This is a genomic window from Metamycoplasma cloacale (genome assembly GCF_900660735.1).
Taxonomy (GTDB): Bacteria; Bacillota_I; Bacilli_A; order Mycoplasmatales; family Metamycoplasmataceae; genus Metamycoplasma; species Metamycoplasma cloacale.
On record NZ_LR215049.1, the window covers coordinates 149,666 to 175,236 of the forward strand.

Below are 25,571 nucleotides of genomic sequence, written 5' to 3' on the forward strand. Positions count from 1 at the left end.
ATGTATTTTTTTGTTTAAATAAAGAAATATTTATAAAAACTGACAATAAATACAATTATAATTGTATTGATATTTGTTTTATAAAAAACCTAATAAGGTAGCAAATATCATTCTTATTTTTAAGAATTAAATAATTATTTAACTTTTAGAAAGGAAAAACTAATGAGCGACGAAAAATTAGTTGTTGCACCCGACACAAAGAAAAAAATTGGCTTTTTCTCAGCTATTCTTTTGGTTATGGGTGGATCAATAGGTGCCGGAATTTTCCTACGTGCGCAATCTGTTCTTTCAGCTGCAGCAGGAAACATTGTTTGAGCCGTATTAATCTGATTAATCGCAGGATTTACAGTTATCGTAATGGCTATTGCACTTGTTGAAGTTGCATCAGGACGTAATGACAACTTAGGTATCATTGGTTGATCTAAAGCATTTAACACCTTATATATTTACAAGGGATGTAAATACTTTATGACATTCATTTACCTACCATTCTCATTCTTCTTTATGCCTTACTACGTTATTTTACAATTCCAAGATGGATTTAGTGCATTTAACGTAAACATTACTTTCGGGGATTCAAAATTAGCCCCATGATACTATTTCTTAATTGGTATGGCAATCTCTGTTTACTTCTTGTTAACAGCAGGATTATCATCACGTATTGGAAATATTCAAAACTGAATCGTTATGGCAGTTAAATTCATTCCATTGGTTGCTGTTACAATCGTAGGATTAGCATTTGCTGGTAAAAACGGTGTTTCATACAAACCAGTTACATTAGATAACCTATTCTCAGGAGAATCATTAACATTGTTTGGTTTATCACCATTCTTTGCATTCTTCTCAGCAATGGGAGGTATCTTCTTTGCATTTGACCAATTCTATGGAGCAGCTGGTATTCAATCAGAAATGAAGAATCCAGAAAAAACTCCTGCTGCCTTAGTATATGGTCTATCAGCAATGACATTACTATACATCGTTATTGCTGTTGCTATGACAATTGGTGCTGAAAAAGGTGGTTTCTATGACTATGGAGACCTATTAAGCGGTGCTGGTCATGGATGAGCATTTGGAATCATTAACATTATGATTGCAATTGGTATTTTAGGAATTCTAAATGGATTCTCAATGTGATGTACAAGATGAGTTGAAGATCTTGTTAAAGAAGGAGAATTGCAAATCTCTGGTAAAGCATACAAATACATGCTTCACTCAAAAGCTCCAATCGTTGGTATGGTATTCTCACTTGTATTATCTGTTCCTTTAGTATTAATCTTTACTATTTTAGGAGCATACCTATACAAAGACTATACAGGATACGGTGCAGGTTATGGATACAAGATTGGTGAATTATTATCATTTGCTGACTTGTTAGCAAACTGAACCGCTGTTTTAGCATATGTGTTTATTGCATTTGCAATTATTGGATGCATCAAGAATAGAAAACAAAACTTCATTCCTGTTGTTAAAAACAAACACACACTATGAGCTGGTTACACATCAGTTTCAATCGTTTTAGCAGTTATGTTATTCTTAATTGCTGACCCAGTTGTTTCAGTATTAATGTCAGGAGTATCATTAATGAACGGTAATGACGCTGCAAAAGAAACATTAATCTCACAAGGTTTATTAGTAATAGTATTCTTAGTATTCTTAGCAATTATGTTTGCTCCAATTCCATTGGAAAAATGACTAGCTAAAAGAACAATTCTAAAATACAAAAACGTATTAGCTTCACAAAAAGACATGTTATCAGAAGCTGAAGTTGAAAATGCAAAATACTCAGTTAAATTAAGTGAAGAAATTCTAAAAACCTTCAGAGAAGCACGTAAAGCTTAGAAGTTTTTAAACAAAATTATTAATCCAGCTTTAAAGGCTGGATTAATAATTTTGTTTAAAAACCATAATTTCATTGTAATATAAGATAAAATTTAATATAATTTTTAACATGACTAAAAAAGAATTAGAACATAAAAAACATTATTTCAGAAATGCTGCTTCTGATGCAAGAAAAGTAGTATCAAAAGGAAATATGTTTATGTTAGCAATTGGTATTATTATTGGTACTGCATTCTCAGCTGTAGTTTCATCATTAGCTAATGATGTTATTATGGAAGCAATCAAATCAATTTGAAAAGGTGCTGATGGAGATTTAGAAAAATGAACCTTATCAAATGGTGTTAAAATCGGTAAATTCTTAGGTGCGTTATTAAATTTTGTTGTTGTATCATTGTTTATATTTGCAACTTTAATGATTATTTACTCAATCAAAAATATTCATGATTACAGAAAACACAAAAATGACCCTATTACAGAAGAACCAGCTCCAGAACCTACTCATGAAGAATTGATGCTTGCTGAACTTAAGAAAATGAACCAATTATTAGCAGAAAATCAAGCAACAAAACAAAAAGAAAAATAAATTTTTAAAATAAATTGCAAAAAATAACTCTACCAAGGGTTATTTTTCATTTCCACTTCTTTAAAATTTTAATTTTAAAGAGTTGAAAAAACCAATTAATAGTATAATTTACATTGTGTTATATACACTGAAAAATATCGATATTACATATTAAAGGAGAGCTTAAATGCCAATGAATTTAAAAGGTCGTAGCTTAGACTCAGCTCTAAACTTTACAACCGAACAAATTAAATATTTATTAGATCTTTCTATTGAATTAAAGAAAGCAAAATACCAAGGTCTACACACAAACAACCGTCCATTAGTTGGAAAGAACATTGCAATTATGTTCCAAAAAGACTCAACTAGAACAAGATGTGCATTTGAAGTTGCAGCTGCTGACTTAGGTGCAAGCTGTACATACATCGGGCCGGCAGGTTCAAACTTCGGTAAAAAAGAATCAATCGAAGATACTGCATTAGTATTAGGTCAATTCTATGATGGAATTGAATTCCGTGGATTTGCCCAAGAAGATGTTGATGCATTAGTTAAATACTCAGGTGTTCCTGTATGAAATGGTTTAACTGACGCTGAACACCCAACACAAATGTTAGCTGACTACATGACAATGATGGAATTCCTAGGAGATCTAAAAGGTAAAAAAGTTGTTTTTGCCGGAGATATTAAAAACAACGTTGCTCGTTCAATCATGATTGGAGCAGCATTTACAGGAATGCATGTTGTATTATGCGGTCCTAAATCACAACATGAAATTGTTAAAAATGCTCCATCACACAAACCAGTTTATGAAGCATGTTTAAAACTATTTGAACGTAATGGTGGTTCAGTTTCATTCTCAGACAATAAATTAGAAGCTGCTAAAGGTGCTCATGTAATCTACACAGACGTATGAGTATCATTAGGAGAAGATTTCTCATTATTTGAACCACGTATTAAAGAATTAGGTGCATTCCAAGTTGACATGGATATGATTAAAGCTGCTAACGAAGATGTTATCTTCTTACACTGCTTACCAGCATTCCACGACGACCACACCCAATTCTCAATGGAAATCAAAAAACAATTTGGTGAAAAATATCCAGTTGTTGCAACAGGCGCTATGGAAGTAACTGACGAAGTATTCCAATCAAAATACAACAAATCAATTGAACAAGCTGGAAACAGAATGCACTCAATTAAAGCTGTTATTCTAGCAACAATAGGATACTAATTATGAGTAGAATTGTTATCGCACTAGGTGGAAACGCCTTAGGAAATAACCCGGAAGAACAAAAAGAACTAGTTAAACTACCTGCTAAAAAAATTGCAGAATTAGTTAAAGCTGGTCACCAAGTTATTGTTGGACATGGAAACGGTCCACAAGTTGGTATGATTTTCAATGGTTTCGTTGCAGCACACTCTGAAAACGAAAAAAGTCCTTTAATTCCTTTACCAGAAGCCGGTGGAATGAGTCAAGGATATATTGGATACCACATGGTAAATGCAATTACTAATGCATTCCATGAAGAAGGATTAAAAGACCAAGAAGTTTTATACATCCTAACTCAAACATTAGTTGATGCAAAAGACCCTGCATTTAAAAACCCTACAAAACCAATTGGTCCTTTCTTTGCAACAAAAGAAGAAGCAGAAGCTTCAAATCCGAACAGCGTTATTGTTGAAGATGCTGGACGTGGATACAGAAAAGTTGTTGCTTCACCAAAACCAATTAACTTTGTTGGAATTAATCAAATCAAAAACGCTATTGAAGCAGGTGCAACTGTAATCGTTGGTGGAGGTGGGGGAATTCCTACAATTACTGACGAAAATGGTTACATCTCAGGTGTTGATGGTGTTATTGACAAAGACTTTGCATTAGCAAAAATGGCTTCATTAGCAAAAGCTGATTACTTTGTTGTTTTAACAGCAATTGACAATGTTATGGTTAACTACAAACAACCTAACCAAAAAGCATTGAAACACGCAACCAAAGCTGAATTAGAACAATACATTAAAGAAAACCAATTCGCACCAGGAAGCATGTTACCAAAAGTACAAGCTGCTATTAAATTCGTTGAAGAAGGTGGAAAAGCTGCCTTTATCGGTGATTTAAAAGACCTAGAAGCTATTATTGAAGAAAAAACTGGTACAAAAGTTACTTTAAACTAATTTTATCGAAATTCAAACCAGCCCTTAAAAGCTGGTTTTTCTATATCTTTTAATTAAAAAAACAACAAGAATAACTTGTTGTTTTATGTACGTACTTTATTCTACTAAGGTAGCAATTGTTTCTCTAATTTTGTTTTCAATTGCTTTGGCAATTTTTTCTTGTGCAGCAACAACTTTATCGTATGCAGTAATAATTAATTCATTTTTCTTTTCAACATCTTGTTCTTCAGAAGATAACGCAGATGTTAGTAATTCGTTAGATGCATAAACGTCTTTTTCATCTTGAGATAATTTTGAATATTCATCTTCTTTGATTGCTGATCTTTTTTCTGACAATTCTTTATTTAATTTAGGTGCTTCTTTTAATTTATTAGCTTTTTCTTCATCAGCTTTTTTCTTATTTTCTTCAGCTTCTTTTTTAAGATCATCAGCTTCTTTTTCTTTAACGATTGCTTTAACTTCTTCTAATGTTGGGTTAAATTCTTTAACTTCTTTTAAAGATAATTGGTCAACTTTTCAAATAATAGAAGGTTGATATTTCTTTTCATTTTCTTTAATTTTATTATTAGCAATTTCAATTTTCTTTTCAGCTTCTGTAATTTTTTCTGAATTTGCTTCTTTATCTTTTGATCATTCTTCAATATCTTTTGTTAATAAATTAATTGCATCTCTGTATGCTTCATCCTTAGCATATTCTTCTGTTACTGAATATGCTCTTAGAACTGCATCATTTCTTGTGTCTCTGTCATTTTTTTGTACAGCATATGCAACACCAGTTGCTAGTGAAGCTAAAGCGGCTGTCCCACCGATTGTTCCTAAAAAGATATATAAACCTTTGCGGTCTTTTTTCATTTTCTTTTCGGCCATATATATGTTCCTTTCAAATAAAAATTATAATTTTTAATAATTATATAAAAATGATTTTTTTTGTAAAGTAAAATAGTAATTTATTTGAATACTTACAATTAAAATAGTAATAAACGTTCATTATTTTTGATTACAATAAAATAGTATTGTTTTTCTTTGCTTTTTTGATCGTTTCTTCATCTCAAATAGATGCCTGAACTTCCCCAATATGTTTGCTATGTAGTAAAAACATTGCTAAACGACTTTGCCCTATTCCTCCACCAATTGTCAATGGTAATTTGTCTTCCAAAATATCTTTATGATATTTACTTATTAATTTAATTAAATCAATATCCTTATTATATTGTTGAATTAAAGCGTTTTTGTCAACTCTAATTCCCATTGAACTTAATTCTAAAGCACTGTCATTTGTTTCGTCATAAACAATTAAATCACCATTTAGATTTCAATCATCATAATCCTTTGAGCGATTTGAATGTGGTTTTAAATCGGGCAGAGGATAACCTATTTTGGTAATAAAAACAGATTTATATTGTTTAACAATTTCATATTCCCTTTGTTCAGGAGTTAAATTTGGAAACATATTATATAAATCTAATGAGTCAATAAAATGAATTTTTTTCACTAATTTGTTTGGAATTCTATATTTTCTTTGAATATATAGCGAAGTTTTATATAATGCTTGGTAAATCTTATTGACAATCTTTTCTAGAAATACAGTATTTCTTTGACTACTATCAATTTTTAATTCTCAATCTCATTGATCTACATAAATTGAGTGTGTCGCATCTAATGTTTCTTCTTTACGAATGGCATTCATATCCGTATATATACCATCATATGAACCGATATCATATCTACTCAATGCATTTCTTTTTCATTTGGCTAGCGAATGAACAATTTCTAATTCATCATCAATCATTTTATTAAAAAATGAAATAGGTTTTTCACCATTTAATCCATCATTTAAACCGCTTGATTTAGTTACAAATAAAGGTGCTGATACTCTTACTAAATTTAATTTCTTTGCAAGATTATGTCTAAATTTCTCTTTTATTAAATCAATGGCAATTTGTCTTTCGACAATTGTTAATTTTTTTGTACTATTTTTTTTCATATTAAAAAATATACCAAAAACTATAAAAAGAAAAAACCAGATTATGGTTTTTTGCAAAAATTATTTATTTTGGATTGTATCAATACCAGGTAAAACGTTTCCTTGAACGAATTCAATTGATGCGCCACCACCTGTTGATATAAAACTAAATTTACTTTGATATCCAAGTTTGTTAATTGCACTAACTGAATCCCCGCCACCAACTACTGAATAACAATCATTGTTGTTAGCGATTGCCATAGCAATTTTTTTAGTTCCGATTTCAAAATTACTAAATTCAGTAACTCCAAGTGGCCCATTTCAGAAAATAGTTTTAGCTTTTGCAATTTCTTTTTCAAATAGTTTAACAGTTTCAGGTCCGATATCCATGCCCATATAATCATCGCTAATATCTGAATTATCAACTGTTGTATAAACTGCAGTTTCATTTGAAAATGTTTTTGAAATCCCGTTATCTACCGGCAACACAATTTTGTCTTTGTATAATTCAAGATATTTTTTAGCCATATCAACATATTCAGGTTCAAATAGAGATTGACCAACTTTTTTACCAAGTGCAACTCTAAAGGTATATGCCATTCCACCACCGATTAATACCTTATCTGCAGTTTCAAATAATTTTTCTAATACTTTGATTTTATCAGAAACCTTAGCACCACCAATAATTGCTAAATATGGACGTTTTGGAGCGTTCATTAATTTATCTAAATGTTCAATTTCTTCTTGAATTAAGAAGCCTAATGCGCTTTCTTTGATATTAACAGCAATGCCTGCATTTGATGCATGCGCACGATGTGCGGTTGCAAAAGCATCATTGATAAATACGTCACCTAATGAAGCTCAATATTTCGCAAGAGTTTCATTATTTTTAGATTCAGCTTTATCATTTAGATCTTCAAAACGAGTGTTTTCTAAAAATAATATTTCTCCAGGTTTTAAAGCTTGTGCTTTTGATGTAACTAATTCAGAACGAGTTTCTGGGATGAAAATAACTTTCTTTTGTAGCAATTCTTCAAATTTTTTAGCAACAGGAGCTAATGTTTTAGTTAATTTATCTTCATTGCTTTTAATTCTACCTAAGTGAGATAAGATAATTAAACTTGCCCCTTGATCTAATATGTATTTAATTGTAGGCAAAGCAGCTTCAATTCTTTTTACATCGCCCACTTCACCATTTATAATTGGAACATTGAAATCTACTCTTAAAATAACACGTTTATTAGTTAAATTTAAGTCTTTAATGGTTTGTTTCATTTTTCCTCCATTTATATAATTCAAATAAATTATATATTAATTAATTTTAATGTTAAAATATGCGTGTAGAATTTAATAAAGGAGAAATGACTATGGCTCAAAAACAAAAAGATACAAGAACGTTAAAATATGACCCTGAAAACGAAAGTTATTCATCGTTAATTAATGGCTTTCAAATTTGAAAAAAAACAGCTAAATTTTATAAAGAATATTCAGAAATGGATTTATTAAAATTTTATCAAGAGATCCGTTGAATGAAAAGCGTTGATGAAATGGAAGCATTGGAAATTGAAAAATTCCAAAAAAGACAAAACGAATTAAAAGCAAAATATTCTCCTTATATTGAATATGAAAAATGATCCGATTCACCTTATGTAGAAAAAACAAAACCATATTCTAAAAAAACAAGAATATTAATAATTGCTGCAGTTATTGTTTTATTCATTGCGATATTATTGATCATTATTGGTTTAAATAAATGATGATAAAAAGGTAGGAAATTAAATGGACAAAATTATTTTATATGTAATTTTAGCAATGGTGTCTATATTGTTTTTAGGTGCTATTTCTCATTACATAACCAATTTAATTAAAAGTTGAAAGAAATTAAAATCAAGTAAATCAGCATTAGGTGATTCAACCAAAATTAGATTAATTCACCAATTAAAAGAAGCAATTGAATTTTTATCAAAAACAAAAACAGGAGCAATTATTACCATTGAAAATAATGATGATCTAGATAGTTATAGAACTGATGGAATCATTATTGATGCAAACGTTTCTAGTTCATTAATTATTTCTATTTTTAATAAACATTCTCCATTACACGATGGTGCCATTATTATTAGAAATAATAAAATTCACTATGCTTCAACCTATTACAAAATAACTAAAAAATCAATAGATAACAAATATGGAGCGAGACATAGAGCGGCAATGGGAATATCTGAAATATGTGATGCGACAACAATTGTTGTTTCAGAAGAAACAGGTGGTATTACATTAGCGCAAAAAGGAGTATTTACCTCTATTTTAATGGATCAATTACAAGAAACGTTAGTTAATGTCTTTAAAGATAATGATTAATAAATCGTTATAAATTATGTATTTTAAGTAAATGCAATTAAACTAATAATTTTTATTATGAAAAATAAGTATTTTTATTTATTTCTTTATAATATTTATTTATTAATTTGTTGCATTTTTAGTAAAATTATAAATGCTATGATATGAGCGCAATTGGACAGGACATAGCTGAAAGACTATGCTTAGGTTGGTTAAACGCGTTTAATCATATATATAAATAAAAAAAATATTTTCAAACGAAAGGAAATAAAATGGCAAAATTAGATTTTGACCGTGCTAAACCACACGTAAATATCGGTACAATCGGTCACGTTGACCACGGTAAAACCACTTTAACAGCTGCTATTGCTACTGTTTTATCAAAAAAAGGTTTGTCAGAAGCTAAAGACTATGCAGCTATTGACAATGCTCCAGAAGAAAAAGCACGTGGTATTACTATTAATACATCACACATCGAATATAACACAGAAAAACGTCACTATGCACACGTAGACTGTCCAGGACACGCTGACTATGTTAAAAACATGATTACAGGTGCTGCTCAAATGGATGGTGCTATCTTAGTTGTTGCTGCAACTGACGGGGCAATGCCTCAAACAAAAGAACACGTTCTACTTGCAAGACAAGTTGGTGTTCCAAAAATCGTTGTATTTTTAAACAAAATTGATATGTTCAAACCAGAAGAAAGAGAAGACATGATTGCTATGTCTGAAATGGACATTAGAGATCTATTGTCAAAATATGGTTTTGATGGTGACAATGCTCCTATCATCGCTGGTTCTGCTTTAAAAGCTCTACAAGGTGATCCAGAATATGAAAAATACATTCTAGATTTAATGAATGCAGTTGACTCATACATCGATGAACCTAAACGTGAAACAGACAAACCATTCTTAATGGCTGTTGAAGATGTTTTCACAATTACAGGTCGTGGAACAGTTGCAACTGGTAGAGTTGAACGTGGTGTTTTAACACTTGGTGAAGAAGTTGAAATTATCGGATTACACGAAACAAAGAAAACCACAGTTACTGGTATTGAAATGTTCAGAAAGAACTTAAAAGAAGCACAAGCTGGTGACAATGCTGGTTTATTACTACGTGGAATTGATAGATCAGAAATTGAACGTGGACAAGTTTTAGCAAAACCTAAATCAATTATTCCACACACAGAATTTGAAGCTGCAGTTTATGTTCTTAAAAAAGAAGAAGGTGGACGTCACACTCCATTCTTTAAAAACTATAAACCACAATTCTACTTCAGAACAACAGACGTTACAGGTGGAATCGAATTTGTTGATTCACGTGAAATGGTTATGCCAGGGGACAATGTTAACTTAAGAGTTAAATTAATTGCTCCTATCGCTGTTGAAGAAGGAACTAAGTTTTCAATCCGTGAAGGTGGAAGAACTGTTGGTGCTGGTTCAGTAACAAAAATTCTTAAATAATAATGATTTTTATAAAAAAAACAAACCTAAAAAGTTTGTTTTTTTTTTTTTTTTTTTTGTTATAATGAAGACATTTTTCATAAATTAATTAGACGTATGTAAAGGATTTATATTATGATTGGAAAGAAAAGTAAAATATTATGACCATTATTATCAATAGTGGCTGGCGCTACAACAGGCGCTGTTATTGGCGTTATTTTATCAACAAAAAATTCAAATAACCAAAAAGAAAAGGCAGTTTTAAACTTAAATAAAACTATTGAAGAAGCACGAAAGATATTGCCTTTAATTATTAAAAATGAAAATAGAATTAAATTAGAAAATAAAATAAAAGAAATTGTCGAAAATCCAAAAAATGATTTTAATAAAATAGATTATTTTGAAACAAAAAATATCGAATTAAAAAATGTTATTCTTGAAGTTAAACACGCAGAAAAAGAATTGACAATTAATACAATCAATATGGTTAAGGGTAATTCCAAACTAATTGAGAATATTCAAAAAATTGAAGATTTAAAGAATAAATATTCATTTTTATGAAATGTAGAAGGATATAATTTGGATTTTTATTTAGATTATATGAAAAAATTTCGTAATGTTTTATTTTCAAATGAATTAACAAATATTGACATTGAATTAATGCTAAAAATAACAAATAAATATATTGAAGAACTCGAAAATAATATATCTATTGCTACAGAAAAATATATTAATAAGTTAACTATTCAAAAAAAAGAATTAATATGACTAGAATGAAATATTGAAGATAGTAATGACATATTAAGAGTTTCTAAAACTATAAAGGATATAATTTCACTTCTTGATGAAAAGAAACCGGATATAAAGTCGCTTGTTTCATTGTCTGATATAGCAGATAGAATATTAAATTCTTGTTTAAAATATAAATATTTACATTCAAAAATATATTTTTATAAAAAAGAAATATCTAAATTAATTGATGGCGAGATTTATACGCTGTTGAATATTATAAAACGAAGACAAATTTTGAATATAGAAGAAGAAACCGTATTGTTAGATGTTATTAATCATATTAAATCGTTATTCACAGAATATAGAAAACCAATTTTTTTATTTAGATTATGACAAAAAACAAAAGAAATTAAAAATATTTTCTCTCATATTGTTGAACAAAACAAAATTAATATGAATTTAATATACATTTTCAAATTAGATTTAATTTCATTTCAATTGGAATCAGATTATAATCGAATAGATATTAAGACAGATATACAAGAAAAAATATCTAATTTGAAAACAACATGATTTGGTGTTGAAGGAAATAGTGACATTTTATTAAATAAACTTAAAGAAATTGTTAATTCATTTGATAATTTTATTATTACTTACAATAATTCTTTTGATAAGGAAGACGTTAATAAAAAAATAATTGACGAAATAGCTAATATAAGTAATTTATTAAATGATTCACTTGATTTACCATTTTATTATTCGGATTTATTAAAAAACCTTAAAACTTCTTTGGAAGAGGCTTTAAACAATGACTTGAAATTTAAGAATGAATCAATAAATTTAATTTTAGATTATAGTGTTTTCTTAAATAGTGAAATAGTTAGAGAAATGGAACGTGATAAGGAAATTAAATTAATGGAATTAAACAATCTTGTTGTAGAAGGCAAAACTAGATTGAAATTCATCGACAATAGTTTTTATTATGAAAAACTTAATAAAATAATTAGTAATATAGAGAATTATGGAACTATTAATTTAAAAACCTCAGATATAGATAAATGAATTTCAATTCTTAAAAACTTATTAGGCAATAACTGAATGTTTTATCCTATAATGGTAAAAAAATTAAATGAAATCATTCAGCAATATGAGCTGAAAACAAAAGTTTTGAAGAATTATTTTATGGTAGATAAAGTATTTCAATTTTCAGAACAAATAAATATAATAAATAATTTATTAAAGAATGATGTGTCTGATTATGAAGAGTTTGGAAAAGCGAGTGAAAAAGTTTTTGAAGCATGATCTATTTATCTTGATGAATATAATATGTTTTTAAAAGAAAAAACTAAAGAAATATTAATAAAATTAGGCGAATTGGTTAATAAAGGTAAAAAAATATTATTTACGCTTTCATCTAATTCATATAAATTAACTTTAATTAAATTAATCGAAAAAGCAGAAGGATATATATCTAAACCGGAATTTTTAATTTTTGAATATATGGAATTATATAAAGAATTTAGTTCTTTTATAGATAGAATGTAATTTATTCGTTTTATTTCATAAAAAATTTGAGATTTATGATTTTCTTTGATGATAAATTTTTTAATAATAAAAAAGCTAACATAAGTTCAAATGTTAGCTTTTTATGTTAATTATTTGTCCTTTAATTGTGGGAATAGTAGTACTTCACGAATTGAATCGTTTTGTGTTAAAAGCATAATTAAACGGTCAATACCAATTCCACAACCACCAGCAGGAGGCATTCCATATTCTAAAGCATTTACGAAATCTCAGTCAATTTCGTTTGCTTCTTCGTTGCCGTTTTCTCTTTCGTCTAATTGACTTTCGAATCTTTGTAATTGATCAATTGGATCTGTTAATTCAGTAAACATGTTTGCGAATTCTTTGGTGTTAATAAATAATTCAGCACGGTCTGTGAAACGAGGATCTTCTGCATTTTTCATAGCAAGTGGTGAAATTTCAATTGGGTGTCCATAAACGAATGTTGGTTGAATTAATGTTTCTTCAACATATTTTTCAAACAATTCATTAATTACGTGTCCTAATTTAAAGTAGTTTTCACATTGAATACCATGTTTTTTAGCCAATTCTCTAGCTTCTGCATCGGTTAGGTTTCTTACATTTACACCAACTTTTTCAGATACAGCATCAACCATATTAATTTTTGCAAATGGGAATTTAAATTCAATTTCTTTTCCATTGAATGTAACTTTATTTATTCCAAGTTTTTGAGAAAGATATGCAAATAGTTGTTCAGTTCTTTCCATCATACCTCAAACGTCTGAGTAAGCTTCATAGTATTCAATTGAGGTAAATTCGGGGTTATGAGTAGTATCTACCCCTTCGTTTCTAAAGATACGTCCTATTTCATACACTCTTTCAAAACCACCAACTAATAGTTTTTTAAGTGGTAATTCAGTTGCAATTCTTAAATAGAAATTTTGACTTAATGCATTGTAGTATGTAACGAAAGGTTTAGCTGCTGCTCCGCCTAAAATTGGATGCAATACAGGTGTATCAACTTCTAGGTAATTTAGATTGTCAAAGAATTCTCTTACACCTTTAATAATTTGAGTTCTTAAAATGAATGTTTTTTTAACATCTTCATTAACGATTGTATCTACATAACGATGTCTATATCTTTCTTCACGATCAACTAATCCGTGATATTTATCAGGTAATGGTTTTAATGCTTTTGTTAATAAAGAAACACTGATTGCTTTTAACATTAAAGCATTGGTGTGTGTTTTTGATAATAAACCAGAAACACTGATAATATCTCCTAGGTCTAATTGTTTTAAGACAATCAAGCTTTTTTCATCTAATTCATTTTTGTTAATATATATTTGCAATGTTGTATCACGATCTTGAATGACAAGGAATGGTCCTCTTTGGGCAATAACTCTTCCGTTTACTGTTTCGTTAACATTTTTAGCTTCAATATCTTCTCTTGTTAATTCATTGTATTTATTAACAATTTCAATTAAAGTAGTTGTTGGTTTAATAGTAGCACTGAAAGCTGCAATACCATTTGATGCAAGTTCATCAATTTTATTACGTCTAATTATCTCTTGTTCACTTAATTTTCTTTCCATATGTTTTCTCCGTTTAATATATGCTTAATAAATACTATATTTTAACCTAAATATAATCATTTTTTTAATTTAGTTTTAAAAGAATTTAAAAAAGTTAAAAATTGCTATTTTTATTTACATTTATTGTGATTTAAATTGCAAACATTATTCCTATCTAGATGACAATTGAGCGACTCATATCTTACAATTTTAGGATTTTTTGATACAATAAATAATATTGTAAAGGAGATAATATGTTAGAAGTTTGCGGTTTAAGTAAAATTTTTTCAGATAAAAAATTATTTACAAATGTAAATTTAAAATTTTTCCCAGGAAATGTATATGGAATCATTGGTGCTAATGGTGTTGGTAAATCTACTTTTTTAAAAATTCTTGCAGGTGAAATTGAAGCTTCAGAAGGAAGCGTTATTAAAGAAAAAAATGCAAGATTAAGTACATTATCACAAAACCAAGATGAATTTAATGATTTTATAGTTACTGATGTTGTTATTATGGGAAATCGTGAATTATATGATTTAAATATTGAAAAAAATAAAATATACGAAGATCCAAATGCAACAATGGAAGATTACGAAAGAGCAAGTCATTTAGAAGAAAAATTCGGTGAAATGGGTGGATGAAATGCAGAAAACGATGCCCAAACCTTACTTTCAAATTTAGGTGTTGATAAAGAAAAGTGATATTTAAAAATGTCAGAGCTTAAGTCTAATGAAAAAATTAAGGTTTTATTAGCGAAGGCATTATTTGGTAACCCAGATATTTTAATCATGGACGAACCAACTAACAGACTTGATCTAAAAACCATTAAATGACTTGAAGGTTTTTTAATGGATTATCCACATATTGTTATTGTTGTTTCACATGATAGTGACTTTTTAGATGAAATCTGTACACATATCGTTGATGTGGATTATGCAGAAGCTAAGTTATTTGTTGGTAACTATACATTTTGAAAAACATCTTCACAATTAATATTAGAGATGCAACAAAAATCTAATTTAAGAAAAGAAGAACAAGCACAAAAATTAAAAGATTTCATTGCCAGATTCTCTGCTAATGCTTCTAAATCAAAACAAGCAACAAGTAGAAAGAAATTACTGGAAAAAATTCAAATTGATGAAATTAAACCTTCTTCACGTAAGTATCCATTTATTCGTTTTGAATTAAATAGACAACCTGGCAAACAGATATTAAGTGTGCAAAATTTAACTTACAAAAACGAGTTAGGTGATACATTATTTGAAAATGTTTCCTTTACATTAAAACCTGGAGATAAAATGGTTGTTATTGGTGATGATGATATTGCTAAAACAAGATTTTTAGAAATTATTATGGGTAAAAGACAACCAACTTCAGGAACTGTTGAATGAGGAATTACAATCAAACCTAATTATTTCCCATCTAATAATTCAGAATATTTTACAGAAGATCAATCAATCCTTGAATGAATTAGTCAATGACCATTGAATAATACAACGCAAGAAACAAAAGATAACTCAGATAGCAGAATGCGTGCTTTTTTAGGAAGAATGTTATTCTCAAACGATTCAGTATTTAAGAATGTTAAAGTAACAAGTGGTGGTGAAAAAGTTAGATTAATGTTCTCTAAATTAATGTTAGAAGAAAGCAACTTCCTAGCATTTGATCAACCATTAGATCACTTGGATAGTGAATCAATTGATAGTTTAATTGAGGCATTAGTTCAATATAAGAGTTCATGCATTTTTACAACATACAACCGTGCCATGATTAAAGAATGTGCAAATGTTTTACTAGAAATTAAACCACATGAAAGCTATTTATTCTACGGTAATCTAGATGAATACGAAAAAGCAATGGGTTATTAATTAAACAAGATAATATAAAAATGTAGAGAAGACAAATCCCTACATTTTTTTAATAAAAATTCTTATTTTAAATTATGAAATGAAGCTAGACCTTCATATTTACCATCAACACCAAGTTCTTGTTCAATTTTTAATAATCTATTGTATTTAGCAATTCTATCAGTTCTTGATAGAGAACCTGTTTTAATTTCGCCTGTGTTAAATGCAACAGCTAGATCGGCAATAAATGTATCTTCTGTTTCTCCAGAACGGTGTGAAATAACAGGAACGTAGTTTGCATCTTGGGTCATTTTAATAGCTTTAATAGTTTCAGAAATTGAACCAATTTGATTGATTTTAATTAATGAAGCATTAATTGCATTTCTTTTAATTGCTTCCGCAATGTAAATTGGGTTTGTAACAATTAAGTCATCACCAACTAATTGAGTTTTAGCGCCGTATGCTTTTTTCATTGCTTCAAAAGCGGTTCAGTCATTTTCATCGTGTGAATCTTCAATTGAAATAATTGGATAATCTTTAATTAAATGACCATAGTATTCAACTAATTCTTCTGAAGTAAATTCATATTTCATGTCCTTAAATTCTTGGAAACCAGGAGTATTTGATTCAACAGCCTTTTTGAATTTTTTAAATACATATTTTTTAATTTCATCATTGTATAACTCAGATGCTGCTGAATCAAGACAAATAGCGATTGCTTTTTCACCTGAAGTAGCTGGATTGTATCCCGCTTCTTTAATTGCTTTAACTAAAAAGTCAAGTGCTTCTTCGTGTGTTCTTAAGTTTGGAGCAAATCCACCTTCATCACCAACTTGTGTTCCGTGTCCTGCTTTTTTAAGCAATTTAGCAAGTGTATGGAATACAAAGTTTGCCATTTGCAATGCTTCTTTAAAGCTTTTAGCTCCAAGGGGCATAATCATAAATTCTTGGAAGTCAATTGTATTTGAAGCGTGTTCTCCACCGTTAATAACATTTAACATTGGAACTGGTAATTTATATGCTTTTCTATTATCTAATAATCCTAGATATTCATATAATGGCATTTTAGCTTCCATAGCAGCTGCTTTAGCAATTGCCATGGAAACAGCTAGGATAGCATTAGCACCCAATTTAGATTTAGTTGGTGTACCATCTAGATCAATCATTAATTGGTCTAATTCAAATTGGTTTTCAACTTTTTTACCAATCAATGCAGGTGCAATTATATTATTAACATTATCAACTGCTGTTTGCACACCCTTACCACCAAATCAGTTGTTTTCATATTTAGTGCCTTTATCTCTTAGTTCAAGTGCTTCTTTTGAACCGGTTGAAGCTCCTGATGGAACTAAAGCATCTGCATATGCTTTCTTTGTGGCTAATTCAACTTTAACAGTTGGATTACCACGGCTGTCTAGTACTTCATAGGCATTAATTTTAATAATTTTTGACATTCTATCTCCTTTAATAAATAATGCATATTAAATTATAAATTAAATTTAATGATTTCCCCTTGAATATAAATGTTATTGGGGATTTTATATTTGATGATATTCTTCTGCTTTTTTGCAAATGTTTATTTTAATATTTTTTATTATTTTTTGATTTAATAAATCAAAAAATCACTAAAAATTTTCAAATTTAATATAAAAAAAGTTGAAACTAGTTCAACTTTTCATGTTTCTTTGTTTGTTGAGGTTTTATATAAATATAGATTTTAATTCTCATCATCATCATCATTTTCTATAATTTTAAATTTCAATAGTGGTATTTCATCGATCTCTTTTTGATCATTAAATCATTCCTTACTATGTTTTGTTTCATTATCTTCTTCTTCATTAGATAATAAAATGCAACCATGGAACATATTTTTTGTTTTATTATAAGGCATTTTAAAATTCATTTCATATTCTAATTCCTTACAATTTCAGAACATATATTCCATATTTTCAACATTTGTAGTATCTCAATCTAATGGTTGATTGAAAGCGGAACATTCACAAAACATAAAATTCATATCTTTAACATTTGAAGTATCTCAATCTAATGGTTGATTAAATGAATGGCAATTTTTAAACATTCCTGCCATATTTTCAACATTTGAAGTATCCCAATTTAATGGTTGATTAAATGAATGACAATTTTCAAACATATCAGACATATCTTCAACATTTGAAGTATCTCAATCTAATGGTTGATTAAATGAATAACAATATTCAAACATTTTACTCATATCTTCAACATTTGAAGTATCCCAATTTAATGGTTGATTAAATGAATGACAATAATAAAACATTAAACTCATATTTTCAACATTTGAAGTATCCCAATTTAATGGTTGATTAAATGAATGGCAATATTCAAACATATAAGACATATCTTCAACATTTGTAGTATCTCAATTTAATGGTTGATTAAATGAACGACAACCACTAAACATACTATATGTATCAGTTAAATTTGTAGTATCTCAATCTAATGGTTGATTAAATGAATGACAACCTCTGAACATATAAGACATATTTTCAACATTTGAAGTATCCCAATTTAATGGTTGATTAAATGAATGACAATTTTCAAACATATAAGACATATTTTTTACATTTGAAGTATCCCAATTTAAATTTTGATTAAAAAAATAACAATTAGAAAACATGTTTTTCATGTTTTTTACCTTTGAAGTATTGAAATTTATAGGTTGATTAAATAAATAGCAATCTGCAAACATATATTCCATATTTTTTACATTACTGGTATCAAAATTAAGTGGTTTATTTATAAATGATGATTCAAACATTCTCTCCATATTCAAAACATTAGAAGTATTTCAAGTTTCAATTCCATCAAATTTCTTTCTAAGAGAATTTTGAAATAATGAAGACATATCAAACATCCTTGAAGTATCAATATCTCCTAAATAAATATCTAAGTTATTTACTAATTCCTTAAGTTCTTCCTTTGTTAATGGGAAATATTTTTTATTAGTCATTTTATCCCCAATCTTTTGATTATTTATCACTTTTAGTTCTATTGCATATTTTGTGTGTTAATTGTGCATTTTCTTCAGTTGTTAACCCACCTTTTGAAAATGGATTGATGTGATCGATTTCACATAAATTGATGTCATTTATTTGTTGATTGCATATTGGACATATATAATTTTGTTTTTTAGCTAATGATTCTTTAATATCTGAATTAAAAAATCTTTCATTAGATTTAATATCTTCTTTACTAATTGGGTTATTATCTAAAATTTCTTTTATAGTTTTATAGATGATTTCTATTCTATAAAGTAGATGTTCTTTTTTTCCAGTTGATCAATGGCATGAATTTTTATATTTTTCATCATATATTTGGATATTTTTAATTGCATTTTTAATTTTCTCTGCATTCATTTGAATATGCAATTGTTTATAATCATTTAAAATTCATGCAAATGCAACTGTAATTGAATCGAATATACTACCTGAAAATTGGTTTACAATATTTAATTTATCATTTTTTAATTCTTTAGGTTTAAAAGCATCTTTTCCTAATATATCAATAATTACATCAATACAATTGATGAATTTTTTCTCATATTGTTTGTCAAGTGCTTCTTTTTCTTCAAACACTTTCTTTGTTTTGGACATATATTTATTTAAATATTTTTTTAAATTCGATTTATATTCTTTAAGATTTTCTTCAGAAAGAGTAAAGAATTTTAATATTTGTTCCTCAAAAGCCATACGATTATTTTTTGAAACAAATAATTCAGAATAGCTTTCTTTGTTTTCAATGATTTCTGCTAATTTATGTAGTAGATTATTGAATTTACCACGATAAACGCAATTTCTAATTTCTTGTTCTTTTAAAGCGACAGCCCCTCTATTTAATCTTTCAAAAATATCAAATTGCTTATCTGAATCTTCTTTTGATATCGTAATACAATACATTGTTCTAGTTGATATTGTATCTTGGTAATGAGGTTCCAAATCTTTAAAATATTTACCATTTAAATCTGTAAATACTTCTAAATCCTTTAATTTAAAATGATTATTTAAAAATTCATGACATGTTCATAATCTTTGTTGCCCATCTACAACAAATTTAGTTATATCATCCTCTTGCGCAAAATATATAGTTGGTAATGGTATGTTCATTAATAATGATTCAATTAATTTTGATTTTTTCTCTATGTTATATACCAAACCTCTTTGATACTCTGGTTTAAGAATTCTATTTTTAGTTATATCTGATGATAAAGTTTCAATTCTAGTGTTTTCTGATTTGCAGTTAATATCTCTTCTTTCAATTTCTTGTTGTGACATATTTATCCCTTTCCTGTTATTCGAAATAGATCTCAAAATCATTAAATCAACTACTATCAGTTTGCTCTAGTTTTACATCTTCTCCACTAGTCACAATTTTTGCCTTAATTGTAGGGAATGTTGAAAATCATGAACTTGGTTTTTCATATAGTGTTTTAAATTTGTAATCTGCTCCTCATGAAGAAATTTTTACTTTAATATCTTCTCCTGAAGAAACCCTTTTAAAAATTATTTTTTTACCTTTATATTTTTCTAAGTCTTTTTTTGTCATTTTTGACATAATTCCTCCTTATTTTTTTAAGAAGCATTATATATATATATATATATATATATATATGAACGATTTCATATATATTTTGTCGATGAAAACATAAAAAAATAACCAAAAGGTCATTTTTGAATTTCTTTTAATAAATACATTAGTGAATTTGAAATATTTAAACTATAAATTGTATTGAATAATTACTAAATAACCTATTGGTGCTTTTAAATTGAATATATTACTTTATTTAAGATGTATTTCTCTATTTTATATGTATAAGTGTTATAACTAAATTATAGTAAGAATATAAGCGCAAAATAGGGGTGATATGAAAAAAATTTTTTAGGATTAGGGACATTATGTTCGACCATTACTGCGCCATTTATAATTTCGGCAACATCAAATGAAGAATATAATGCAAAAAAAGAAGAAGAAATTGAATTAGATAAAAAAGAAAAGCAAATGGTTGATGATTATTGTTTATATGATTTTATAAGATTAACAGGAAGATTTGATACTGAAATTATGTTTTCGAGAGCCCTTTATTCAAGAAAAGTACAGTTAAATCATTGATTGGTTCTTTTTAAAGATAAGGGTTATTCTATTTTTGATCGTTCTTCAAAAAAGATTGTTGAAGTAAATCCAAATTTTATAACTAAATGATATTGACAATATGACAAAAACGTTTCAATAAAGCCTAATATTGTATTTGTTAGAGACGATCTTGTTAATTTTGAATTGCATAATTTACAAGATAAGGATCGTTTAATGATAGGTGATAGAAGAAGAACACCAAAACAAAAACAACAGATTAATTATAAATATTCAACATATAATCAACCAGCCGAAAATCCGGCTAGATTTAAAACATACCCTGAGTTTAAAGTGGATGATTTAAATAAATTAAAAACAGAGGGCATTAATAAACCGAAAGAATATGGTGTAAGAACATCACATTTAGGTTTACTATATGCCGATTATGAAGTTGATCATTCTTGATTTTTCAAAGTTTATAAAACGCGACACATTGGTGAAAATAAATACAAACTTTATTTACCTAATTCGAAATATGAATGAAAAGGTATCTGTGGTTATTTATCAATGACATCATTATTATTATATGCAGAGTATTTTGTTAATTCAAATTATATGGGTTATTCTAATGCAAGTAAATATATCAAAAAAAATTAATAATTATGATGTTGAAATTGAGTATGATGAACTAGAAATGGAATCAGAGGATTATTATGGTGAAAGAATCTACAATTATGATAAATATATGTATGAAAAACTTTGAGATCATTATATTTCTTTAAATGAATCGTCTAAAAAAGAAATTCTGGTTAATGAATTTATTCCACATCTAAATTCTCAATTTTATGTTGATATGATGACAAGTCATGAATATTATAACGGAACAACATATTGACAACAAAAACGATTGATTAATGATTTTGTATATAACCAATGAAAACAAGGATGAGTAAATTATGACTTATATGGTTTTAGATTGAAACCATCTAATTTTGAATATTATTTGAAAGAACATAAAATACCAATTGAAGTTTCCAGAGATATGCCACTTTATAGTGATTTGGCGAAAAAAGAAAAAATTTCTGAGCATTCATTAACTGCATATGGTTTATATAATGACGGTAGATTATTGACAAATTATAATTGAACGAAAGATGGAGAAAAAATTGCCGATATGGAGTGAAATCAAATAATATTAGATCAGTCTGTAATAACGGGCACAATGGTATTAGAAGATAAAAGTAAAGAAAAGGTAAGCTTAGAACGATATTTTTGAAATGGTGAAACACATATGACAGGACCAGATATGACAAAACATCTTAAGAATTGAGGTTTTATAAAATAATGAATAAAAAGAAGAAAATGACTATAGTACTTTGTTCTACATTAATACCAATTGTCTTATCAGCAACAATTGCTACTGCAGTTATCGTTTCAAAACAAGAACGATTAGAACCCGGTCCTTGACACAATAGATGAATATATGAAAAATTTGAAAAAGATCCTAAAACTTTTATAAATTATGACAAGAGTAGTTTAGTGAAACATCCCTTTATTCGTTTAACTTTTAATAATAAGATCACAAAAATTGAACAACTTAAAACATTTGTTAAAGAAATGTATAAACCAGGTTATATTCTATTATCTACATTTGGTTTAGATAAAAATAAACACGACAATAGCATTGATGTGGACGATTTTATTGAAGAACAATTAAAAGAAAGTAATTATATTAATCTTTTATATGTACCTTTATCATTCTTTGCAGACAGCATTGCAAAATGAAAGAAAGCATTAGACTTAGATTTAAGCGAATATATTTATTTAAATAGCCAAGATATTAATAAAGATTCTCTATTTTATAATTTTGCTGAAAATGGTTATTCATTGTTATTTCCCACATATAACACTTTAAATTCAGATGAATCAATAATAGAAAAACTAATGACACCTGGTTTTTATCATCATGAATTACCATGCTTCGAATTCAATTTAGGCAATTTATCATTAATAAAAAATACAAATTTAAAAGAATGTACATTCTTTATATATCAACGTACATATTGATATGATCAAACCATCAAACTAGGATTTGCTATCCATTATATAAATGACAAAGGCAATTATGAATGAGGATGAATAGAGATACCTATATTTAAGTTTGAATATTAATTATTTAAAAGAGATTTATTCTCTTTTTAATATACCTTAATAAAATAAGGTAATATTTTAAATATGAATAATGAGAATATGAACAAAATAGAAGATTTTTTACAAGAAATTGAAGAAATTAGAATAAATGACCCATTAAAGGCAATTTATTTAATTGATCAAAAATTAAAATCATTTTTAACAAAAGATATGCATTCATTGCTACTAACTGCAAAGGATGACATTTTATATCAAATTAAGAAAAACGATTTAAAGACAAAGACAGATTTAAAAACTCTAGAATTGATTAATGCTTTAAAAAACAAAAAAATGGATTACATTTTTATGTTAAATTACAATCAATTAAAAACTAGAAGCGATTTAAAAGAATATGCATCTGAATTTCAATACTTTTTTAATACAGAAGGTTTTGATAATGCTGGATTTCAGACTTTAATATATGATTTATTAGCTGAATTAAATATTGATTACGATTACAAAGTAAAATCAGAAATTATTAATCCCGCTAAATTAGGTTCATTTTTAAAAAACGCAGACATTTTAAAAATGCAAAAAGAATTATTTGACACATTTGCCAAAGATGTTGCTAAATATAAAATTGCAACACAAGTATTTTCTGCATATTTATTTTTAAATTGAATTGAAATCTTAACTTTAAAAACAAAAAATGATTACCAAACAATCGTTAATGTTATCGAGGTTATCCTAGGTAATAAAAATAAAGATTTATTAAACGAAGAGGAATTAAAGGTATATAAAATTTTTGCTTAAACGCATAATTTAAAAAAATATATATATAATTAATTAAAGTTATTAATAACTTTCTTATATTTTAAGGAGAAAAAATGTCAAAAAAGATTGATAAAAAAACATCAGAATTAATCATTTCATACACCATTGAAGGTAAAGAATGAGAAACTGCAATTGAAAATGCTAAAAATATTTTAAGAAAAAATGTAACCATTAAAGGATTTAGAAAGGGTAAAGCTCCAGCTAGAGAAGCTGATAAACATTTAAATGCAATTGAAGTATTAGAAAAAGCATTAGATAATTCATTAGACAATGTATATAAAAACCACATTTTAACACAATTAACCAATGAAGATCAAGTATTAGGTAGACCTGAATTGGATGTAAAAGAAATTACTCCAGAAAAATCAACCATCGAAGTTAAATTTGCTTTATATCCTGAAGTTAAATTATCAGATTACAAACAACTTGGTATTAAATTAGGTAAATTAAACCCTTCAAAAGAAGAATTAAAAAATGCAGAACACCAAATTGTTTCAAACTTTGTTGTATCAATGGAATCAGAAGAACCTATTGCTAAAGGTGATGATGTAAACTTTGATTTCAAAGGTTATATAGATGGAAAACCATTTGATGGTGGTGAAGCTGAAGGATATGATCTTAAAATTGGTTCAGGACAATTTATTCCAGGTTTTGAAGATGCAATGCTTGGTCTTAAAAAAGGCGATGTTAAAGATTTACAATTAGCTTTCCCTAAAAATTACCATGTTAAAGATCTAGCTGGCAAGCCTGTTGTATTTAATGTAAAAATTAATTTTGTTAAAAAACCAAATTACCCAACAATTGATGAACAATTTATTAAAGAAATTAACTTACCTTTAGTTGAAAGCGTAAAAGATTTTGAAAAATTAGTGAAAATGGAAGCTCAAAGAAGTAAGAACATTGAACTTCAAAATGAATTCATGGAAAAAGCTGTTGCTAAATTAGTTAAAGAATCTAAATTAGTTGTTGCTCATTCATTAATTAGAGAAGAAGCTACAAAATACTACCAAAACTTATTAAACAACATCAAACAACAAGGAATTTCAGAAGCTGAATACCTAGAATTCACTAACAACACTAAAGAAAACATATTAAAAGAATATGACGCAATGGCAGAACCTAAATTAAAAGAAATTTTCATTTTGGGTGCAATTGCTAGAGAAGAAAAATTCGAAGTTACAGATGCAGATTATGAAGCTGAAATTAATAAATTAGCACAACTATACGGATTACCTGCTGAATCTGTTAAATCATTCTTAAGATTTGAAAATGTACAAATGAATTTAACAAACAAATTTATCATTGATTTATTAATTAAATCAAACGACAAAGAAAATTATGAAGCATTTAAAAAATCAATGGATGAAGTAGATGCTTACGAAAGCAAAAAAACTGAAGCTATTGTTGAAAAAACCAAATTAGCACAAGAAAAAGCAAAAGAAGAAAAGAAATAATATTAACTTTATAAAGACAAAAACACATCATACTCTTTGTTTGTATGATGTG

General features: G+C 27.6%; 22 protein-coding genes. 14 read left to right on the plus strand and 8 right to left on the minus strand.

Annotation, left to right across the window (positions count from 1 at the left end; genetic code table 4):
* Positions 1 to 162 precede the first annotated feature (162 nt).
* The 4 genes from EXC28_RS05360 (at position 163) to arcC (ending at position 4,570) form a co-directional block, all read left to right on the plus strand.
* Positions 163 to 1,839, plus strand: coding sequence for an APC family permease (locus tag EXC28_RS05360; protein WP_029330122.1), 1,677 nt, complete (start codon positions 163 to 165; stop codon positions 1,837 to 1,839).
* Positions 1,840 to 1,948: 109 nt separating this feature from the next.
* Positions 1,949 to 2,422 carry a large conductance mechanosensitive channel protein MscL gene (locus EXC28_RS05365; protein WP_029330121.1) on the plus strand — a complete coding sequence of 158 codons (474 nt, stop codon included), beginning with the start codon at positions 1,949 to 1,951 and terminating at the stop codon, positions 2,420 to 2,422.
* 166 nt (positions 2,423 to 2,588) lie between these two features.
* Positions 2,589 to 3,632 (plus strand): ornithine carbamoyltransferase, encoded by a 1,044-nt coding sequence (argF, locus tag EXC28_RS00630; RefSeq protein WP_029330119.1) that lies wholly within the window; start codon positions 2,589 to 2,591, stop codon positions 3,630 to 3,632.
* A gap of 2 nt (positions 3,633 to 3,634) precedes the next feature.
* Positions 3,635 to 4,570: a carbamate kinase gene (gene arcC / locus EXC28_RS00635; protein ID WP_029330118.1), complete on the plus strand. Its 936-nt coding sequence runs from the start codon at positions 3,635 to 3,637 to the stop codon at positions 4,568 to 4,570.
* Between the two features lie 96 nt (positions 4,571 to 4,666).
* On the opposite strand, the gene EXC28_RS05370 is transcribed toward arcC, so the two are convergent.
* The 3 genes from EXC28_RS05370 to EXC28_RS00650 all read right to left on the minus strand — a co-directional run bounded on the left by EXC28_RS05370 (position 4,667) and on the right by EXC28_RS00650 (position 7,808).
* A complete protein-coding gene (locus EXC28_RS05370) occupies positions 4,667 to 5,437 on the minus strand; it encodes a hypothetical protein (RefSeq protein WP_029330116.1) in 771 nt (256 codons plus the stop codon).
* A 130-nt stretch (positions 5,438 to 5,567) separates the two neighbouring features.
* Positions 5,568 to 6,554, minus strand: a complete 987-nt coding sequence (asnA, locus tag EXC28_RS00645; RefSeq protein ID WP_029330115.1) for an aspartate--ammonia ligase — start codon at positions 6,552 to 6,554, stop codon at positions 5,568 to 5,570.
* Between the two features lie 60 nt (positions 6,555 to 6,614).
* On the minus strand, positions 6,615 to 7,808 hold the full coding sequence (locus EXC28_RS00650) for a phosphoglycerate kinase (RefSeq protein ID WP_029330113.1): 1,194 nt from the start codon (positions 7,806 to 7,808) through the stop codon (positions 6,615 to 6,617).
* A 92-nt stretch (positions 7,809 to 7,900) separates the two neighbouring features.
* Here EXC28_RS00650 and EXC28_RS05375 point away from each other — a divergent pair, with 92 nt between their 5' ends.
* From EXC28_RS05375 to EXC28_RS05380, 4 genes are all read left to right on the plus strand, one after another.
* On the plus strand, positions 7,901 to 8,296 hold the full coding sequence (locus EXC28_RS05375) for a hypothetical protein (RefSeq protein WP_029330112.1): 396 nt from the start codon (positions 7,901 to 7,903) through the stop codon (positions 8,294 to 8,296).
* A 16-nt stretch (positions 8,297 to 8,312) separates the two neighbouring features.
* Positions 8,313 to 8,894 carry a diadenylate cyclase gene (locus EXC28_RS00660; protein ID WP_029330110.1) on the plus strand — a complete coding sequence of 194 codons (582 nt, stop codon included), beginning with the start codon at positions 8,313 to 8,315 and terminating at the stop codon, positions 8,892 to 8,894.
* A gap of 251 nt (positions 8,895 to 9,145) precedes the next feature.
* Complete coding sequence (gene tuf / locus EXC28_RS00665) at positions 9,146 to 10,339, plus strand: elongation factor Tu (protein ID WP_029330109.1); 1,194 nt, start codon at positions 9,146 to 9,148, stop codon at positions 10,337 to 10,339.
* Positions 10,340 to 10,453: 114 nt separating this feature from the next.
* Positions 10,454 to 12,595 (plus strand): hypothetical protein, encoded by a 2,142-nt coding sequence (locus EXC28_RS05380; RefSeq protein WP_029330108.1) that lies wholly within the window; start codon positions 10,454 to 10,456, stop codon positions 12,593 to 12,595.
* Positions 12,596 to 12,705: 110 nt separating this feature from the next.
* On the opposite strand, the gene lysS is transcribed toward EXC28_RS05380, so the two are convergent.
* Positions 12,706 to 14,169: a lysine--tRNA ligase gene (gene lysS / locus EXC28_RS00675; RefSeq protein ID WP_029330107.1), complete on the minus strand. Its 1,464-nt coding sequence runs from the start codon at positions 14,167 to 14,169 to the stop codon at positions 12,706 to 12,708.
* Positions 14,170 to 14,402: 233 nt separating this feature from the next.
* Here lysS and EXC28_RS05385 point away from each other — a divergent pair, with 233 nt between their 5' ends.
* Entirely contained in the window at positions 14,403 to 16,016 is a 1,614-nt protein-coding gene (locus EXC28_RS05385; protein WP_029330106.1) for an ABC-F family ATP-binding cassette domain-containing protein, read from the plus strand.
* Between the two features lie 62 nt (positions 16,017 to 16,078).
* Here EXC28_RS05385 and eno read toward each other — a convergent pair whose 3' ends face one another.
* The 4 genes from eno to EXC28_RS05390 form a co-directional block, all read right to left on the minus strand.
* Positions 16,079 to 17,449 carry a phosphopyruvate hydratase gene (gene eno / locus EXC28_RS00685; protein WP_029330105.1) on the minus strand — a complete coding sequence of 457 codons (1,371 nt, stop codon included), beginning with the start codon at positions 17,447 to 17,449 and terminating at the stop codon, positions 16,079 to 16,081.
* A 263-nt stretch (positions 17,450 to 17,712) separates the two neighbouring features.
* The gene (locus tag EXC28_RS00690) at positions 17,713 to 18,984 is read right to left on the minus strand and encodes a BspA family leucine-rich repeat surface protein (protein WP_112541181.1); all 1,272 of its coding nucleotides are present in this window, start codon (positions 18,982 to 18,984) and stop codon (positions 17,713 to 17,715) included.
* A 19-nt stretch (positions 18,985 to 19,003) separates the two neighbouring features.
* A complete protein-coding gene (locus EXC28_RS00695; protein WP_051622540.1) occupies positions 19,004 to 20,305 on the minus strand; it encodes a GmrSD restriction endonuclease domain-containing protein in 1,302 nt (433 codons plus the stop codon).
* 16 nt (positions 20,306 to 20,321) lie between these two features.
* Positions 20,322 to 20,585 carry a hypothetical protein gene (locus tag EXC28_RS05390; RefSeq protein WP_029329930.1) on the minus strand — a complete coding sequence of 88 codons (264 nt, stop codon included), beginning with the start codon at positions 20,583 to 20,585 and terminating at the stop codon, positions 20,322 to 20,324.
* Between the two features lie 444 nt (positions 20,586 to 21,029).
* Between EXC28_RS05390 and EXC28_RS05395 the strand changes: the two genes are divergently transcribed.
* The 5 genes from EXC28_RS05395 (at position 21,030) to tig (ending at position 25,519) form a co-directional block, all read left to right on the plus strand.
* Positions 21,030 to 21,758: a putative cysteine peptidase gene (locus EXC28_RS05395; RefSeq protein WP_029330724.1), complete on the plus strand. Its 729-nt coding sequence runs from the start codon at positions 21,030 to 21,032 to the stop codon at positions 21,756 to 21,758.
* The gene (locus tag EXC28_RS05400) at positions 21,730 to 22,446 is read left to right on the plus strand and encodes a hypothetical protein (protein ID WP_029330721.1); all 717 of its coding nucleotides are present in this window, start codon (positions 21,730 to 21,732) and stop codon (positions 22,444 to 22,446) included. Before EXC28_RS05395 ends, EXC28_RS05400 begins: the two co-directional genes overlap by 29 nt.
* A complete protein-coding gene (locus EXC28_RS05405; RefSeq protein WP_029330719.1) occupies positions 22,446 to 23,273 on the plus strand; it encodes a hypothetical protein in 828 nt (275 codons plus the stop codon). Before EXC28_RS05400 ends, EXC28_RS05405 begins: the two co-directional genes overlap by 1 nt.
* A 78-nt stretch (positions 23,274 to 23,351) precedes the next feature.
* Entirely contained in the window at positions 23,352 to 24,044 is a 693-nt protein-coding gene (locus tag EXC28_RS00720; protein ID WP_232028563.1) for a hypothetical protein, read from the plus strand.
* A 74-nt stretch (positions 24,045 to 24,118) separates the two neighbouring features.
* Positions 24,119 to 25,519, plus strand: a complete 1,401-nt coding sequence (gene tig, locus EXC28_RS00725) for a trigger factor (protein WP_029330715.1) — start codon at positions 24,119 to 24,121, stop codon at positions 25,517 to 25,519.
* Positions 25,520 to 25,571: the final 52 nt, after the last annotated feature.